The 16,767-nt window shown below is 38.2% G+C and carries 14 protein-coding genes and 1 other annotated feature (1 of these 15 running past the window's edge); of the genes, 6 read left to right on the top strand and 8 right to left on the bottom strand.

All coding sequences use genetic code 11. The features are described 5' to 3' along the window. Positions 1–231 (bottom strand) — a binding site (T-box leader); it reaches 2 nt to the left of the window's first position. 50 nt (positions 232–281) lie between these two features. Next, positions 282–2,495, bottom strand: coding sequence for an autolysin (locus tag IGM13_RS03410; RefSeq protein ID WP_002416814.1), 2,214 nt, complete (start codon positions 2,493–2,495; stop codon positions 282–284). 315 nt (positions 2,496–2,810) lie between these two features. Here IGM13_RS03410 and IGM13_RS03405 point away from each other — a divergent pair, with 315 nt between their 5' ends. The 5 genes from IGM13_RS03405 to IGM13_RS03385 all read left to right on the top strand — a co-directional run bounded on the left by IGM13_RS03405 (position 2,811) and on the right by IGM13_RS03385 (position 6,860). Then, positions 2,811–3,470, top strand: coding sequence for a DUF1700 domain-containing protein (locus IGM13_RS03405; protein WP_080005018.1), 660 nt, complete (start codon positions 2,811–2,813; stop codon positions 3,468–3,470). Further along, positions 3,470–4,495 (top strand): DUF4097 family beta strand repeat-containing protein, encoded by a 1,026-nt coding sequence (locus IGM13_RS03400; RefSeq protein WP_002420084.1) that lies wholly within the window; start codon positions 3,470–3,472, stop codon positions 4,493–4,495. The genes IGM13_RS03405 and IGM13_RS03400 overlap by 1 nt, the downstream gene beginning before the upstream one ends. Before the next feature lie 167 nt (positions 4,496–4,662). Further along, on the top strand, positions 4,663–5,313 hold the full coding sequence (locus IGM13_RS03395) for a phosphatase PAP2 family protein (protein WP_002394236.1): 651 nt from the start codon (positions 4,663–4,665) through the stop codon (positions 5,311–5,313). 15 nt (positions 5,314–5,328) lie between these two features. Beyond that, positions 5,329–6,297: a TIGR01212 family radical SAM protein gene (locus IGM13_RS03390; RefSeq protein ID WP_002355668.1), complete on the top strand. Its 969-nt coding sequence runs from the start codon at positions 5,329–5,331 to the stop codon at positions 6,295–6,297. Next, a complete protein-coding gene (locus IGM13_RS03385) occupies positions 6,297–6,860 on the top strand; it encodes a class I SAM-dependent methyltransferase (RefSeq protein WP_002368069.1) in 564 nt (187 codons plus the stop codon). The genes IGM13_RS03390 and IGM13_RS03385 overlap by 1 nt, the downstream gene beginning before the upstream one ends. 57 nt (positions 6,861–6,917) lie before the next feature. Here IGM13_RS03385 and IGM13_RS03380 read toward each other — a convergent pair whose 3' ends face one another. From IGM13_RS03380 to erfC, 5 genes are all read right to left on the bottom strand, one after another. Next, positions 6,918–7,586, bottom strand: a complete 669-nt coding sequence (locus IGM13_RS03380) for an ABC transporter ATP-binding protein (protein WP_002363221.1) — start codon at positions 7,584–7,586, stop codon at positions 6,918–6,920. A 4-nt stretch (positions 7,587–7,590) separates the two neighbouring features. Further along, positions 7,591–8,670 carry an ABC transporter permease gene (locus IGM13_RS03375; protein WP_002355665.1) on the bottom strand — a complete coding sequence of 360 codons (1,080 nt, stop codon included), beginning with the start codon at positions 8,668–8,670 and terminating at the stop codon, positions 7,591–7,593. Positions 8,671–8,808: 138 nt separating this feature from the next. After that, on the bottom strand, positions 8,809–9,414 hold the full coding sequence (locus IGM13_RS03370; RefSeq protein WP_002355664.1) for a TetR/AcrR family transcriptional regulator: 606 nt from the start codon (positions 9,412–9,414) through the stop codon (positions 8,809–8,811). Positions 9,415–9,959: 545 nt separating this feature from the next. After that, positions 9,960–11,729: a multidrug ABC transporter ATP-binding protein/permease ErfD gene (gene erfD / locus IGM13_RS03365; RefSeq protein ID WP_002358756.1), complete on the bottom strand. Its 1,770-nt coding sequence runs from the start codon at positions 11,727–11,729 to the stop codon at positions 9,960–9,962. Then, positions 11,729–13,444, bottom strand: coding sequence for a multidrug ABC transporter ATP-binding protein/permease ErfC (gene erfC, locus IGM13_RS03360; protein WP_002355662.1), 1,716 nt, complete (start codon positions 13,442–13,444; stop codon positions 11,729–11,731). Before erfC ends, erfD begins: the two co-directional genes overlap by 1 nt. 253 nt (positions 13,445–13,697) lie before the next feature. Here erfC and IGM13_RS03355 point away from each other — a divergent pair, with 253 nt between their 5' ends. Continuing rightward, positions 13,698–14,360, top strand: coding sequence for a TetR/AcrR family transcriptional regulator (locus tag IGM13_RS03355; protein WP_002383043.1), 663 nt, complete (start codon positions 13,698–13,700; stop codon positions 14,358–14,360). 80 nt (positions 14,361–14,440) lie between these two features. Here IGM13_RS03355 and IGM13_RS03350 read toward each other — a convergent pair whose 3' ends face one another. Both IGM13_RS03350 and IGM13_RS03345 read right to left on the bottom strand, forming a co-directional pair. Then, positions 14,441–15,232 carry an alpha/beta hydrolase gene (locus IGM13_RS03350; protein WP_002420081.1) on the bottom strand — a complete coding sequence of 264 codons (792 nt, stop codon included), beginning with the start codon at positions 15,230–15,232 and terminating at the stop codon, positions 14,441–14,443. A gap of 38 nt (positions 15,233–15,270) precedes the next feature. After that, on the bottom strand, positions 15,271–16,737 hold the full coding sequence (locus IGM13_RS03345) for an MDR family MFS transporter (protein WP_002420080.1): 1,467 nt from the start codon (positions 16,735–16,737) through the stop codon (positions 15,271–15,273). Between the last annotated feature and the right edge of the window lie 30 nt (positions 16,738–16,767).

The raw sequence follows: 16,767 nt of genomic DNA, 5'->3' as shown, positions 1-16,767 counted from the left end.
ATAGGACGTGAACATACAAATGCAACGTGGTACCACCTAAATTCGTCAAAGAAACGGTCAGTCACCGTCACCTTAACCTCAAACGTCTTAACGATCGTCACCGACTTTTTCTACTTGGTTTGTTCAAAAAAGTAACTTAAAGGCGAGTTCAAAAGCTTCTGTACGTATTTCCACCAGCCATACGCTCTCTATCACATGGTTCTTTCTACTATTCCTTCTCATTGTTTTTTTCTATTATAAGACTCATGTTACCAAAGATAGCTATTTTTTTCAATCTTAAATTAACCAACTTTTAAAGTTTGACCAATATAAATTGTATCCCCGCTTAAGCCATTTAATTGTTTGATTTTTTGGATGCTGATTCCGTATTGCATTGATAAGCCCCAAAGTGAATCACCGCTTTTAACTGTATGGCGTTTGCCTGATGCACTATTTGTTGAAGAAGCATTGCCACCTGCAGAAGCGCCTTTTTTCACGATGATTGTTTGACCAGCAAAAATTAAATCGCCTTTGATCCCGTTCCATGAACGTAGATTAGCAACACTCACGCCAAACTGTGCAGAAATTTTATTCAATGTATCGCCTGATTTAATCGTGTAAGATGTTGTCGCACCGCCACCATTATTCGTAGGCTTGTTCGTATTCGTTGAACCTGAGTTAGCGCCTTTTTTCACGATAATCTTTTGACCAGCAAAAATCAAACTACCGCTGATGTTATTCCAGGCTTGTAAGTTAGCCACACTAACACCGAATTGTGCAGAAATTTTGTTCAAGGTATCCCCTGATTTAATCGTGTAGTACGTATTCGTTCCTGATTGATTATTGTTAGAACCACCATTGCTTGAGCCGCCGGTGTTACCTGAAGTACCTTTTTTCACAATAATTTTTTGACCAGCGAAGATTAAATCGCCAGAGATGCCGTTCCATGAACGTAAATTAGCAACGCTCACACCATATTGCGCGGCAATTTTGTTCAAGGTATCGCCTGATTTAATTGTGTAATACGTATTCGTTCCTGATTGATTATTGTTAGAACCACCGCTGCCTGAGCCACCAGTGTTACCTGAAGCACCTTTTTTCACGATGAGTTTTTGACCAACGAAAATTAAATCGCCAGAGATGCCATTCCATGAGCGTAAATTAGCAACGCTCACGCCATATTGCGCGGCAATTTTATTCAAGGTATCCCCTGATTTTACAGTATAGTACGTGTTCGTTCCTGATTGATTATTGTTAGAACCACCGCTGCCTGAGCCACCAGTGTTACCTGAAGCACCTTTTTTCACGATAAGTTTTTGACCAACAAAAATTAAATCACCCGAGATGCCGTTCCATGAGCGTAAATTAGCAACGCTCACACCATATTGCGCGGCAATTTTATTCAAGGTATCTCCTGATTTTACAGTATAGTACGTGTTCGTTCCTGATTGATTGTTAGAACCGCCTGTTCCTGGATTAACTGTTCCGCCCCCAGTATTCCCACCAGAAGATGGTGTATCATATTGAGTTAAGTTATATGCGGTAATGACATTATTTAATTTAGCATTGTAGCTAGGATCTGTCGCATAACGACCTGTTAACCAAGCAGTTGCATCGCGGTACGAGCTTGTATTGCTTTTCCAAGCCCCAGCATAATAGTAAACGCCCGCTTGGAAAGAAGTTGTTTTTAGCACGTGCGCATTATCTTGGAATGATTCCATGTAAGAAGGATATTTACGGAAAGGTTCTTTTTTCACTAACCATTTGCCGTTTAAATATTCCCATGTATCCATATAGACAGATTGTCCATTGTAGCTGCCTTTAATCCCAAATAAGTTATAGTTTGGTGCCTTAGATAGCGTACTTGCTCCCCAACCACTTTCAACGATTGCTTGAGCCATCATCACTGATGCATATAAATCATTGGCTTGCGCAATAGGTTGTGCACAACGTGCTAACTCGGCAATAAATTCTGAAGGACTTTGCGTCGGTGATAACGCTGAAAAAGTTTGCGCAGAAGCTACTCTAGCTTCTGGTACTTTTACTTCATCATCGGGTGTAACCGCAGGCGCTGCTTCAGACTCGGTTGTTGAAGGAGCTACTGGCGTGATTTCTGCTACTGAAGAATCAGTCGTTCCTGATTCCACAGGTGTAGTTGAATCAACTGTTGGTTGCTCAGTGCTTGGTGTTGTTGGTGTTTCTTTTGATGATTCAGTTGTCGATTCAGTCGTTGTTGCCGAATCCGTTGTCGGTTGTTCCGTAGTTCCTGGCGTAGTTTCTGTTGTTGGTGTCTCTACTAAGCCAGTTTCCGTAGTAGGTGCTTGGGCAACTTCTGCATTTGTTGGCTGCTCTTCTGTTGCCTCAGCAGTCACTGGTAGTAACGCAACGGGCGTTCCTACAGATGAAACAATTAACGCCGAGCTGAATAAAGTAGTGCTTTTCTTCCATTGTACTGGCGTTTTCTTTCTTTGTTGTGCTTTCCTTCTTTCGATACGTGACATTGATTCTTTCTTCATTGATACGTCCCCAACTTTCCTTTTTTAACTTATATGTAAATGTAATTTTTTAGTTTTGTTATTATAACAAGTATACCTTTTTTTCTGACGAATTAAAAACACTTCAACAAAATTTCATATTACTGTAACTAGATTGTAAAGAAGTAATGTTTTTTAACATAGATTTACTCTCTTGTTACTACTCGGAAAAAACTGCGACTTTAGTTGTAGACGCTTCTTTACCTTAGTCTGATTTTTTTAATTCCTCTTGTTATTCGCCCAAAAAGAAATTATAGTTTAAGATGAGAAATGAATCGTGTAGAAAGAGGGAGCGGAATGAATAAAGAACATTTTATTATTGAGCTGAAAATTTATTTAAAAGCATTAAATCCAAAAGATCAAGCTATTATTCTTGCGAAATACAAGGCGTTATTTGATGCTCGTGTTGCGGAAGGCGAAACAGAAGAACAAGTGGCAAAATCATTGGGGAAACCACGGGTTATCGCAGAAGAAATTTTAAAAGAACAAGGCATCGAATTGACGGAACGAAAAATTGAAAATAATGGCTGGCAAGAAATTCCAGCGGCTACACCTGCTTATGATCATCCCTATGAAGAAGAATCTGAATTTTACTATGATAATGATTCTCCATACTATCAACGACCACAGCATCGGCCGCTAACCCGATTTTTCCAAGTGTTTGGTATTTTCTGTTTAAATTTTTTCTTCATGTTTTGGGTTATTTTAGGGATTGCCTTAATGTACGTCGGTTGTGGCATTGCCGGAGCTGCAACTTTATTTTCACCAATTTATGGTATTTATAGTGTTATTACCCAAGCAAATGCCGCTTCCTTTTTCCAATTATCTATGAGTCTCTTTTTATTTGGTGCATCAATCATTGGTTGGTTACTGTTTCTACCAATTTTAAAATTTTCAGCACATGTCTTTAAGCGTTATTTCCAATGGAACATTGCTGTTTTACGAGGTGATATCTAATGAAAAAAACAACAGGGATTCTCTTATCCATTGCTGTCTTAGCGATGCTAATTGGTGGATCTGGCGCCGTCTATTATTACAAGCAAGCGGAAAAATCAGTCACGCCGCTAAAAGAAAGTTATACACTAAAAAATAAACAAGCAGGCGAAGAACTCCACTTATCCTTAAAAGGCAAAGGCCCTTATACCATTTATAAAACTGATAGTAACAACATGGGATTACGATCACCGAATAATGCCTTTTATTCAAAAGCTGAAGGCACCTTAGATGTCAAAGAAGAAAAAAATAAAATAACAGCAACCATCAATACCACTCGTACACAAAACCAACCCGAGTTGTCATTTTTTAATATTGGCATTTTTAATGACCTCACACCGAACGTGAGTGTCCAGATTCCTAATAATGTGAAAAAGTTAGTGATTGATGGCTCAACCCATTCACAAGTTTCATTGAATGCTTTTAACGTAGACGAATTAACAACTAATCTACCAAATTCTTATGTTAGTCTATCGGGCGTTAAAGCCAAAAAAATGACGCTTAACTCTTCAGATGGTATCTACCTTTCAGCGGATACTTCCGCTAAAACAGCAACAGTTGAAACCACTGACGGCGATATAACGTTGGATTCAGCCTATTTCGATGAAATAAAAAATACGACTACTTCTGGTGATATTCGAGTGCAAAATGCTCGTGGAAACATCCAAGCAACAACGACAGATGGCGATATTAGCGTCTATGATTTCAAAGGAGAAGCTAACTTTTCAAGTGAAAATGGTGATTTTTCTTTAGACATGCCTGCTGTGCCTAAAAAATTAACTGTCGCTCTTGTCCATGGAGACATTTATGTAAATTCTGGAGAAATTTTGCGTAACATTTCAATCAAAGGTGAATCAAAATTAGGCGATGTTCAACTTTTAAACAAAGAGCGAACATCTTATAAGAATGGTCGTGCGGATACAGAGTTTAACCTTTCTAGCGAATTCGGCGATATTACCGTTGATACTCCTGATGATGATAATCAATAAACATGTGCCATTTAAAAAAGTTCTGGCACCACAATGAGAGATTGTGGTGCCAGAACTTTTTTAATATCTGTATCCCCTCTAATCAGGCAATGAAATTATCTTTTAATTTTTTACCCTTTTGATGGTATAATACGGATTGTTGCGATTAAATTTTGAAAGGATTTTTTATGAAAAACAAACTTTATTATCAATTTGCAGGTAGTTGTTTTCTTTTAGTATTTATGTTTTTAGGCTATGTTGTTCGTTTTTATCCAACCTGGCTCAGAGGCTTTGATCAAACGATTACTTCTTTTGTTCGTCGTCCTTTTCCACAGCTAAATAACTTTTTTATTTGGTACACCAAATTTGCCAATTCATTGACGATTATCATCTTAGCGATCGTTGTCATTGCTCTATTTATTGTTTGGAAATATTATGCTGAAGCATTATGGCTCTTTATTAATACTGCCTTAATTGCTGGCGTAGGTAATTCTTTATTAAAATTATTCTTTATGCGCCAACGGCCTACTTTGGAGCATTTAGTAACTGAACATACGTATAGTTTTCCTAGCGGACATGCTGTAGGAAGTACCTTGTTCTACGGCACTATTTTATTGATTCTGCCAATTTTCATTAAAAATAAAACGGTCCGCCTTTGTGTGCAAATTTTACTAGGTATTGGGATTTTCATGATTGGGGTTAGTCGAATCTATTTAGGTGTCCATTTCCCTAGCGATATCTTAGGTGGTTTTTGTCTTGGTTTAGCTTGGTTGTTATTAAGTTACCCTATTTATTTAGAAAAACGCTTTGTTTGGCGATTTCAAAGCAAACAACGCTAGAAAGAAGTCTTGATTATGCAAATTTTTCCTTATTCAGATGATCCAAATAAACGCTATCACACTTGGAACTATGCACTTCGTCAACAGTTTGGTGAAAAGATTTTTAAAGTGCCAATTGATGGTGGCTTTGATTGCCCCAATCGTGATGGGACGGTTGCCAAAGGTGGTTGTACGTTCTGTAGTGTTTCTGGATCAGGCGACATGATTGTTGCACCTAGCGATCCCCTGCCGCTTCAATTTCAAAAAGAAATCCAATTGATGCATCAAAAATGGCCAACTGTCGATCAATACATTGTTTACTTCCAAAATTTCACCAATACACATGCACCCGTTGACGTTATTCGTCATCGGTTTGAACAAGTAGTCAATGAAAAAGGCGTCGTTGGTTTATCCATTGGTACCCGTCCTGATTGTTTGCCTGATGAGGTAGTGAACTATTTAGCCGAATTAAATGAACGCTTTTATTTATGGGTAGAGTTGGGTTTGCAAACCACATTTGAGGAAACTAGCGCTGCCATTAATCGCGCTCATGATTATCAAACATATCTAGATGGCGTGGCTAAATTACGGAAACACGGGATTCGGGTCTGTACACATTTAATTAACGGGCTACCTGGTGAAACACCTGCCATGATGCGCGAAAATGTGCGGCGAACTATTCAGGATTCAGATATCCAAGGGATTAAACTGCATTTACTTCATTTAATGACAAATACCAAAATGATGCGAGATTATAATGAAGGACGCTTACAATTGATGAGCAAAGAAGCCTATGTTTCAGTGATTTGTGATCAGTTAGAAATGATTCCACCCGAAATTGTTATTCATCGCTTAACAGGCGATGCCCCCTTTGAAACAATTATCGGACCGATGTGGAGCTTGAAAAAATGGGAAGTCCTCAATGCGATTGATGCGGAAATGAAACGCCGCAACAGTTATCAAGGAAAATATACTGTCATTTCAGGAAAGGAAGTTTTCAATTAATGCTACAAACAGCCCTACATTTTAGTCACCAACTTTTAAAAGAAGTGGTGGAACCTGGCGACTTCGTCATTGATGCAACAATGGGAAATGGTCATGATACAGCATTCTTAGCAGAGCTGGTTGGCCCTTCTGGTGAAGTTTTCGCCTTTGATATCCAAAAAGAAGCGTTGATCAATACAGAACAAAAGTTAACAGAACTTAATTTACTCCCACAAACTACGTTATTTCCATTAGGACATGAACATCTTCATGCTGTCCTAGATGAAGAAACAGAAATCACTGCCGCTATTTTTAACTTAGGCTATTTACCTAAAAGTAATAAGGAAATTATTACAAAACCCACTACGACTAAACAGGCGTTAGATGGGTTACTGCCTCATTTGGTAAAAGGAAGTCGCATTATTTTAGTCGTTTATTATGGCCACGAAGGTGGTTCAGAGGAACTTGATTTGGTCACGAATTACACGCAAGCCTTACCACAAGATGTTTACAGTGTCTTACGTTATGAGTTTATCAATCAAAAAAATCAGCCACCTGTTCTTTTCTGTATTGAAAAGAAATAAGAGAACATGATCGGATTGTCTCCAGCAATCCGATCATGTTCTCTTTTATTTGTTTTGTTACTCTGTCAATTCACCATCACGAATACGAACCACTCGATCACAGTATTTCAACAAACGCTCATCATGTGTCACCATGATAATCCCTTTATCTTTCTCTTTGGCCTCTTTCGCTAGTAATTGGACAACATCAAACGCCTTTTCTGTATCTAAACTAGCCGTTGGTTCATCTGCCAAAATTACGTCTGGCTCATGATACAATGCACACGCAATGGCTACCCGTTGTCTTTCCCCACCAGAGAGATCACGAGGATAACTATTTCGTAATTCTTTTAAACCCAACGTCTCTAACAATTGCTCTTTTAATTCACTATTTTTACGTGACTTATCAACTTTTTCAATTAAGTGAAATTGATCTTCCACTGTTAAAAATGGCACCAAATTAGAGCTTTGTAAAATAAAGCCGATTTTTTGAAAACGTTGCGCCAAACGTTGCTTCTTCGTTAACTTATTTAGTGATTGCCCGCCAACAATGACTTCGCCACTTGTCGGTGCCTGTAAGCCAGCTGCAATCGTTAAAAAGGTACTTTTACCAGAACCAGAAGGACCAATTACTGCGACAAATTCACCTGGTTGAACCGCAAAAGATAATTCTTTTAACGCGATCACTTCTGTATGTTTTTCACCATATTTTTTATAAATATTTTTCATTTCTAAAACATTTGCCATGTCTCTAACCTCCAATCGCGATTAACGGATCAATTTTAGCAATCGTTCGAATTGAAAACGCCCCGCCAATTAATGCAGATAAAATCAATAGTACACTAAACAAAATCATGCGTGGTCCATTAGTTGCATAAGGCATCGCTTCTGGTAAAAAGAGCACGGTAATTCCCGTTAAAGCAAGACCAATCGCCACTCCTAGAACAGCCAATAAAGCGGTTTGTAGCATGACTGCCTTTGCTAAGAAACTAGTCGGCACCCCTTGAACTTTTAAGACACCGAACATTGCTGTTTTCTGTAAAGTCATCACAAAGATAAAAATACCGATAATGAACGCTGCAATCACAATCAAGAAATAAATCATGCCATCCAAGGTCAAGTTTTGAGCGCTGTATCCTGGCAGTTTTTCAATAAAATCTGAAATTGAAAGAACTTGGCTGTCTTTATTAGTCGTTTTAACTTCCGCGTTGTCCTTGCTGCGAACAATGAAACCATTAACCATTTTGGCCATTGCTGGATTGTCACCATATTTAATTGACCGCCAAGTATCCAGAGAAGTGTAAATAACTGGCACAATGTTATAGCTACTTTTAGAAATAAAGCCGACAATTTCTAATTGCTCATCATATTTCCCTGCAGTTAATTTGTCGCCAATTTTAAATCCTTGATTTTTCAATGTTTCTGAAGCAATCACTTGATTTTTATCAGTAAATGCGTTTCCTTCAATCACTTTTGGCATTAAAAAACTTTCTTTTTCAATCCCAAATAAGCTAACATTCGTTAATTCAGCCTTTTTGTCATCTGCTGGGCGGATAGCTAACGACTGTTGACCAATCGGTGCAATTTTGCCTCCTGAAATCGTTTCTTTCACGTTTTCATCTAACACTGATACATTTAAATTACTATTGGCCTCTTTTGATAAAACCACTTGATTCGCTTGCCATTGATCTACCGCTAAACGATTTCCTTGAGCTAAACCGTTCGCTAAACCTGACAAAATAAAAATTAACCAAGCAATCAAGACCATTACTAAGACTACAAGGACGTACCGTCCTTTTGAATACTTCATTTCATTAAATCCTAAAAACATGAATGGTTCACCTCTTTCTTCTTTTCGAAATAAACTATATCACTTATCAATCGATAAATCAATAATTATTTATCGATTGATAAGTGAATTTTACAAAAAAATAGAGAAGTCTGTTTTTCAACAGGGCTTCTCTATTTTTTATTTGTGACTTTTCAGAACGCCATGTAGCATAAATTGAATGAATTTTTTGACATCGTCATCCACTGTTTTTCGCTGGTACGTTTTTTCAATACTTAATAATGCACTAACGTTATATAAAATAAACCGAGTTGCATCATCTACACTGATGCCCTCTTGTAAGCAATTGGTTTCAGGTTCACTTTCAAAAATAGCCGCAATATTATTGATATAGGTTTTTTTGAAAATTTGATACAGCGTACGATTGTAATCAGGGCCCATTTCTTGAAACATGTCGTTCAACATTAAGAAAAGATTGGTCGGATGTTCATCTAACAAAACTTTGATTAATTGATAAAGTTTTTCTTCTACTGATGCATTTCCAGAAACAATTGGGACTAATTCTTCCTGAACACGGGACGTTAATTCTTCAATCACAGCTAAATACAGTTCTTTTTTATTTTTAAAATGGTGATAGAGATTCGGTTGGGTAATGTTCGCTTTTAAAGCAATTTCACGAGTGGAGGTATTTTTGAACCCCTTTGTCATGAATAATTCAGAAGCGACAGACAAAATAATTTGCCGTGTACGTTCTAAATCAGCTTTGCGTTTATTTGGCTTTTCCATGGTTTTCTCGCCCCCTGCTGCTTTTTATTTTAGCATATTCTCCGGCAAGAAACGAGAGACCTTTATACAAAAAACGAAAAATATACAATCAATGTGCCTGCTATTTGGAGAAGAACCGCGCAATAATAACACCGCTGCAGATGTGTCAGCCAGCCTTTTTCGCCCCCAAGATAAATCAACCACTGCAGTCCATATAAAAAACTATTAGCCAAAAACCAAAAAAGTAGTGCCGATTTTGTCCATTGATTCTCTCTGAATACACTCAGTACAAATAAAGTATTTAGCACCAAAAACGTGCGCCGTAATTGCCGTGCATTCCTCATTTTCCCCATTGATATATCTTCTTTTTCTATTTAGCATAGAAAAAATAGCCTGGGCCAAAAATCACTTTGAATTTTTGTTCCAGGCTTAAAAATTGATAAACGGCGGGAACAGAAGCAACTCCTTCGGAAATAAGCCGAAATTCTCCAAAAATTATAGAACAATTTTCGGAAATTCCTTCTTATTTCTCGGAGTTAAACACTTCTGTCCCGACCTCTTTCAACTTATTCAAAAACAAATTGATTTTTATAAAGTTCCGCATAAAATCCATCTTGTTCAACTAGTTCATGGTGGTTACCTTCTTCAATGACTTCACCGTCTCGTAAAACAATAATCCGATCCGCATTTAGAATCGTTTTCAAACGATGGGCAATCACAAAACTGGTGCGCCCTTTAATTGCTTCGTCCATCGCTTTTTGGATTTTGGCTTCTGTTACTGTATCAACATTACTTGTTGCTTCATCCAAAATTAATAATTCTGGATTGGTAATAATCGTTCGTGCAATACTTACTAATTGCTTTTGCCCCGTACTGAAAAGATTATTCTCTTCCGTAATCTCAGTATCGTAACCTTGCTCAAGATTTACAATAAATTCATGGATATTCGCTTGTTTCGCCGCTTGAACAATTTCTTCATCCGTGGCCTCTGGCTTACCAAAAGCAATATTCTCACGAATTGTTCCTGAAAATAGAACGGACTCTTGCAAAACAATGCCTACATGTGAACGCAAGCTATCTAAATCCATTTCACGAATGTCCACACCATCAAACGTCACGGCGCCTTCATTCACATCATAAAAGCGATTCATTAAATTCATAATCGTTGTTTTTCCTGAGCCTGTCGGTCCGACTAAAGCGACCATTTCACCTTTATCCACATGAATAGAAACATCTTTCAACACAGGCGTTTCTGGATTATAGCCAAAAACAACATGATTTAAAGCTACAGCTTTGTTAATCTCTTCTAATTTTTCGCCATTTTCGGGACGAATTTCATCTGGTTCATCAAACATCTCATTTAAACGACGAGCGCCTGTAACAGCTAATTGAATCATGCTATAACCTGAAGAAATTTGCATTAATGGTTGATAATATTGTTGAGAATATTGGACAAACATAACGACTAAACCTAACGCAGCGGCACGATCAACAGAGCCATTGATTGCTAACCAACCACCAAAGAAAATAACAATTGCCGTATTGACTAATGACATTCCTTGCATCATTGGGAAAAGTAATCCTGAATACACTTGACCTTTATACGTAGCTGCACGAACTTTTTCATTTTGCTCTAAAAAGCCGTCAATGGTTTCTTCTTGTAAGCCATTAGTGATAATCACACGTTGCCCACTAATTTTTTCATCCATATAGCCATTTAATTTCCCCACTTCATCTTGTTGTAAATCGACATATTTGCGCGCCTTGCTAATCACAAAGACCGCAATTAAAATCGCAATCGGCGTAGAAGCAATTGTAGCCCATGCCAGTTCCACATTTTGACGGAACATCATGATTAAGACACCAACCAATAAGGCAATATTGGTTAATACTTGTAGCAACGCTTGGTTTAAGCTGTTTTGGATGTTGTCTAAGTCACTAGTAAAACGACTTAAAATTTCACCATCTTGATGAGAATCAAAGAAACGAATCGTCAATTTTTCTAGTTTGTTAAACAAACCAATCCGCATGCGGTTCGTCGATTTCCCCACGACTTGTGTAAAGAGAATACTATAAATGAAACTAGCGGCACTAGTTAAGACATAAAAAATGAGTAGTTTCCAAATGACAGAAACGAACGCACTTTTATCGTCTTTTCCTTGCATCACATTAACCGCATATTTCGCTAATTCCTGAATAGCTTCCCCAACGAATTGCGGCGCTTTGACTTGTAAATAAGTCGCTGCGAAAATTGCTAAGAAAATAAAGAGGAAAGAAACTTTGTAACGTTTTAAATAATGATAGAAAAATTTACTAGCTTTTATTAAATCAGTCATTAAGCTTCCTCCTTTCCTTTTTGAGTTTCATAAATTTCTTGATACACGGGGTTCGTAGCTGCTAATTCTTCATGCGTGCCTTCCCCGACTAAACGTCCATTATCCAATACTAAAATACGATCTGCATGGACAACAGAAGAAATTTTTTGGGCAATAACGATCGTGGTAGTCTCTTTTAACTCTTTATCCAACGCTTCTCGGACTAACCGCTCCGAACGAGCATCCAACGCGCTGGTGCTATCATCTAAAATCAAAATTTTAGGTTCACCAATCACACCTCTAGTAATTGATAACCGTTGTTTTTGGCCACCAGAGAAGTTATTACTCCGTTCTTCGACGGGTGCATCATAACCTTCTGCTAATTTTTCAATAAATTCCTTGGCTTGGGCGATGCCTGAAGCCCGTTCCATGTCCGCTTCAGAAGCGTCACGTTTACCATGGCGTAGATTTTGTGCAATCGTCCCAGAGAACAGGATTGCTTTTTGCAACACAAAGGAAACTGTTTTTCGTAGACTGTGTTCGTTCACTTCTCGTAAATCGACACCACCAACTTCAATCTTTCCTTCTGTTGGATCAAACAAACGTGGAATTAATTGTGCCAATGTAGATTTACCAGCGCCAGTTGCGCCCACAATCCCAATCATTTCACCTGGCTGAATAGAGAAAGAGATGTCTTTCAAGGTATCTTCTTCATCCCCAGGATAACGGAAAGATACGTGATCAAACTCAACACTACCAATTAACTCTTGTTCTGGGACTTTTTTGTAAGTAACATCTGGTTCTGTTTCCATCACTTCTTTAATCCGCTTAATGGAAACAGCGGCACGAGAAGTCATCATCATCATCATTCCGCCGATAATAATCGCCATCATGATTTGCATTAAATAGTTCATAAAGGAAGCGACACCACCGATTAAAGTTGGATCGTCCTTGACTAAGTTACTCACAAAGAAAATCGAGCCTACAACGGCTAAGTTCGCCACCAACATAAACGCTGGAATCATCACAGCAAATAAGCTACCTACGATTAAGTTATGGGTGGTTAATTCTTCACTCACTTTTGTAAAACGTGACAATTGATTTTTTTCTTGAACAAATGATTTGACGACACGAATGCCTAACAAATTTTCTTTTGCGATGCCATTAATCTTATCAATCAAGTTTTGAATAATCATGAAATGCTTGCCCATTTGCGAAAAGGACAGCATAGAAATCAAAATAACTGCGATGACAAGTGCAACAATCACCCACCATAGTTGCGGTAAGGTTAGCATCGCTAAAATAAAACTCCCGATAAATAAAAAAGGAATTCTAAATAGTGTCTGCAACGCAATCATAATGACATTTTGAATTTGAGTAACGTCATTTGTTAAACGAACAACTAAGTTACCTGCTGAAAATTTTTCGATATTGCCAAATGAAAAGGTTTGGATTTTGCGGAAAGTTGCTTCACGAATGTCAGCACTGACACCTTGGGCAACTTTGGCAGAAAAAATTGTATTAATAACCCCTGCAACGAGTCCTAATCCTGCAATGGCAATTAATTGAATCCCTAAGTTTTTCATTTTGTCGCTATCATCATTCATAATTGCTTCCAACACTTGTTGTAACAATTTTGGTTGCCAAAGTGCTGAGACAACCATTACGATCACCGCCAACAAGGCAATAACTACCGAGCCTTTGTATTTTTTGGCGTGTTGAATAATAAGGTCCATCTTATCCCTACTTTCTTAAAATAGTTCCCTGCTTCTTCAGTGTTGGTCTGCGAATTCTTCCCCATTACAAAAAAATCAATTTGCTCATTGACTTCACCAATTTAACACTGTAAAATAAGGCCGATTCATAATTTACCATTTTTAGTGGTAAAATACAAGCGAACAAGTTAATTTTTCACAAGTTTTTCCTATCATAAAGTGTACCTTCTTTTTGATAAACTTACGAAGATAACGTTTAATAGGAGCTAAAATCATGGAACCGAAATTATCAAAAGACACGATTATTGCAGCCGCATTTTCTTTGTTAGAAAAAAGTCCCACTTTAGAACAACTTTCTATGCGTAAAGTCGCCAAACAGCTTGGTGTACAGGCGCCCGCAATTTATTGGTATTTTAAAAATAAGCAAGCCTTACTTCAAAGTATGGCTGAAGCGATTGAAGAGCACTTTCAAGAACCTGTATTATGTGGTGAATGGTATTCTGACTTACTGGCCTTCATGGAAAACTATTATGATCTCTATCAACAATTTCCCTGTGCCGTAGCCATCGAAATCCAAACCGTTCCTGCCTATCCCCAACGATTACGCCATTTGAATCAAATGATGGGCATTTTAAGAGAAGCAGGTTTTTCACCAGAAATGACTCATTTAGCAGTAACGTCTTTACAACATCTTTTGTTTGGGATGATTATGGACGCAACGGAGGAAAAACAGCTCGTTTCGCAAGTGTTGAACGGAGATGACTATCTAAAAGAACAAGTGCTGCACATGAAACAATATGTCTCCGACAATGGGTTAACATACATGGAGGAAAGCATTCAATTTCGGCGCTCCATTCACCAAAAATCCGCCTTTATTCAAGCTGTTAAAACCTACTTAGATGGGTTGCAAGCAGACAACACCTCTTCATCTAAATAAAAAAAGCCCTTGGTCCGTCAGTCGAAATGACTGACGGACCAAGGGTTAACTTTTAAAATAAATAGCGAAAACTACTTTCTCTATTTTGGTATTGGTAGCCAAGCCAAGGCTTTTTGAATCCATTCATCCCAGAACACCCAGTCATGTTCTCCTGGTCCAGTTTCAAAAGTGTAACTTGCCTGTGCCTGTTCCAACGCTTGAGCCATCTGTTGATTAGCAGAAAGTAACATATCTTGCTCCCCACAACAAAGATAAAATTGGGGCATTTCTATTTGGCTTTCTACTAATTGTTGTAATAAATACAGCGGATCGTGAATGGAACCTTCAATTTGATCTAACGGGCCAAAAATACCTTCCCAATAGCTTCGCTTACGGACTTTTAATAATTCCCCAAAACTAGTGGATGATAAACTAACTGCCCCAGACAAAGAAGCAACGGCTGCAAAAGATTCTGGTTTCGCTAAGCCTAATTTCAAGGCGCCATAACCACCCATTGACAAACCAGCAGCAAAGGTTTTTTCTCGTTTTGTACTTAACTGTGGAAAGAGTTGATGACAAATTCTCGGTAATTCTTCTGAGATAAACGTCCAATAGTTCATATCGTATTGCGTGTCCGTATACCAAGCTAAATCCGTGGACGGCATAATGACAGCAATCCCCAAATCAGCGACATACCGCTCAATAGAGGTTCTGCGAGCCCAGACGCTGTGATTTCCTCCCATCCCATGTAATAAATACAACACGGGAATATCTGTCAATGCTGCTTGGGTACTTGTGCCCACTTTTTTTACCGTTTCTTGTGGTAAAATTACGTTCACATTCACTTCCATTTCCAATACATTTGAATAAATATTTGCTTGTAAAAAGGCCATCTACTTTTCCCTCCAATACTCTTTCTATTAGTGTACCACTAAACCTTCGCTCGTTGCGCTTTTGCGAAAATATTTAACAAAAGAGCGACAACAACTAAGCCCGCACCGACTAAGTAAACATTATGCAGACCTGCATAGAGGATACCGCGTAATGGTTTTAACAACGTAGCTGGAATTAAATTTGCAGTATGTGGATTCACTAATTGATTCATGACATCTGCATCGACGTTTAACGCGCTCGCTTCCAATTTTGCAAACATTCCTGCATTTAAAATCACACCAAAAATTGACACCATCACAGTCTGCCCAATTGTACGCACCAACGTATTAAACGATGTTGCAACCCCCATTTTTTCAGGCTCCACTGTACTTTGTGCGGTCACCGTAGTCGTTGTGATAGTAATCCCAAAACCAACTCCTAAGACAGAAGAAACTACAAAGAAAAGCCAAAACGGAACGGCCATTGGCATTACCACTAAAAAGATGGCCCCGACTAATAGAATCGATAACCCAATCGTTAAGACTTTTTTCATAGCATATTTTTCCATAAAGCTACTTGCTATAAATGATCCAGCCATCCAAAGTAACGACATAGGCGCTAAAACTAAGCCACCAATTCCTGCACTTTTTCCTAAGACACCTTGCATCCACATCGGAATGTAGACATCAATCCCCATTAAGAAACCGCTAATAAGCGCCGCAATAAGATTTACTAAAACAAACGTTGGTTGATTAAATAAATGCAAATCAATCACTGGGTCTTGCGCGCGTTTTTCTATCATCACAAACGCTACAAAAAAGAGCACACTCAAACTCAAACAACCAAATGTTACTAATGTAAAACCATTATCGCTAATCATTTGAAAACCTAGCAATAACGTTAGCAACACGGCCATCAAAGTAACGCTGCCCAAAATATCCATTGGCATCTTGGTCCGTTCCCGCTTTGGTTCAACTAAGAAAATACTAATCAAGCCCAATAAAACAAGTCCAATAGGAACATTAATGAAGAAAATCCAATGCCAACCGACTGTATCTACAATAAAACCACCTGCTAACGGACCAAAAATACTAGCAATTCCCCAGGCGGCACTGTTTAAACCTAAAATTTTCGCTCGCTTGTCCAATGAATACATATCGGCAATAATCGTTAACGCAACTGGTAAAATTGCGCCTGCCCCCACACCTTGAATTGCGCGGGCAATAATTAAGGTCAACATATCTTGAGCAAAGCCACACAACGAGGAGCCCAAAATAAAAATGATAATGCCAATCATGAAGACAGGTTTACGACCAATTTTATCCGCAAGTTTCCCATAAATCGGTGTTAACATCGCATTCGTTAATAAATAAATTGAAAATACCCAGTTCATAATTTCCATGCCATGTAACGAGCCGACAATCGTTGGCATCGCAGTAGACACAATGGTCCCTTCAATGGCTGTCATAAATGTTGCCACAAAAACACTCACCGTGACTAACTTAACATTTGTTTCTTTTGCCATTTGTTCACATCCTTTTCTATTCAATTGTCA

Origin of the sequence: Enterococcus sp. DIV0561, from assembly GCF_050539875.1 — a bacterium.
GTDB classification, from domain to species: Bacteria; Bacillota; Bacilli; order Lactobacillales; family Enterococcaceae; genus Enterococcus; species Enterococcus faecalis.
This window is presented reverse-complemented; position numbering and strand designations above follow the sequence as displayed.

Bases quoted from the DNA above. Each gene is read 5' to 3' on its own strand.
- IGM13_RS03410 (WP_002416814.1), bottom strand. From the start codon at position 2,495: ATGAAGAAAGAATCAATGTCACGTATCGAAAGAAGGAAAGCACAACAA.
- IGM13_RS03405 (WP_080005018.1), top strand. From the start codon at position 2,811: ATGAATAAAGAACATTTTATTATTGAGCTGAAAATTTATTTAAAAGCA.
- IGM13_RS03400 (WP_002420084.1), top strand. From the start codon at position 3,470: ATGAAAAAAACAACAGGGATTCTCTTATCCATTGCTGTCTTAGCGATG.
- IGM13_RS03395 (WP_002394236.1), top strand. From the start codon at position 4,663: ATGAAAAACAAACTTTATTATCAATTTGCAGGTAGTTGTTTTCTTTTA.
- IGM13_RS03390 (WP_002355668.1), top strand. From the start codon at position 5,329: ATGCAAATTTTTCCTTATTCAGATGATCCAAATAAACGCTATCACACT.
- IGM13_RS03385 (WP_002368069.1), top strand. From the start codon at position 6,297: ATGCTACAAACAGCCCTACATTTTAGTCACCAACTTTTAAAAGAAGTG.
- IGM13_RS03380 (WP_002363221.1), bottom strand. From the start codon at position 7,586: ATGGCAAATGTTTTAGAAATGAAAAATATTTATAAAAAATATGGTGAA.
- IGM13_RS03375 (WP_002355665.1), bottom strand. From the start codon at position 8,670: ATGTTTTTAGGATTTAATGAAATGAAGTATTCAAAAGGACGGTACGTC.
- IGM13_RS03370 (WP_002355664.1), bottom strand. From the start codon at position 9,414: ATGGAAAAGCCAAATAAACGCAAAGCTGATTTAGAACGTACACGGCAA.
- erfD (WP_002358756.1), bottom strand. From the start codon at position 11,729: ATGACTGATTTAATAAAAGCTAGTAAATTTTTCTATCATTATTTAAAA.
- erfC (WP_002355662.1), bottom strand. From the start codon at position 13,444: ATGGACCTTATTATTCAACACGCCAAAAAATACAAAGGCTCGGTAGTT.
- IGM13_RS03355 (WP_002383043.1), top strand. From the start codon at position 13,698: ATGGAACCGAAATTATCAAAAGACACGATTATTGCAGCCGCATTTTCT.
- IGM13_RS03350 (WP_002420081.1), bottom strand. From the start codon at position 15,232: ATGGCCTTTTTACAAGCAAATATTTATTCAAATGTATTGGAAATGGAA.
- IGM13_RS03345 (WP_002420080.1), bottom strand. From the start codon at position 16,737: ATGGCAAAAGAAACAAATGTTAAGTTAGTCACGGTGAGTGTTTTTGTG.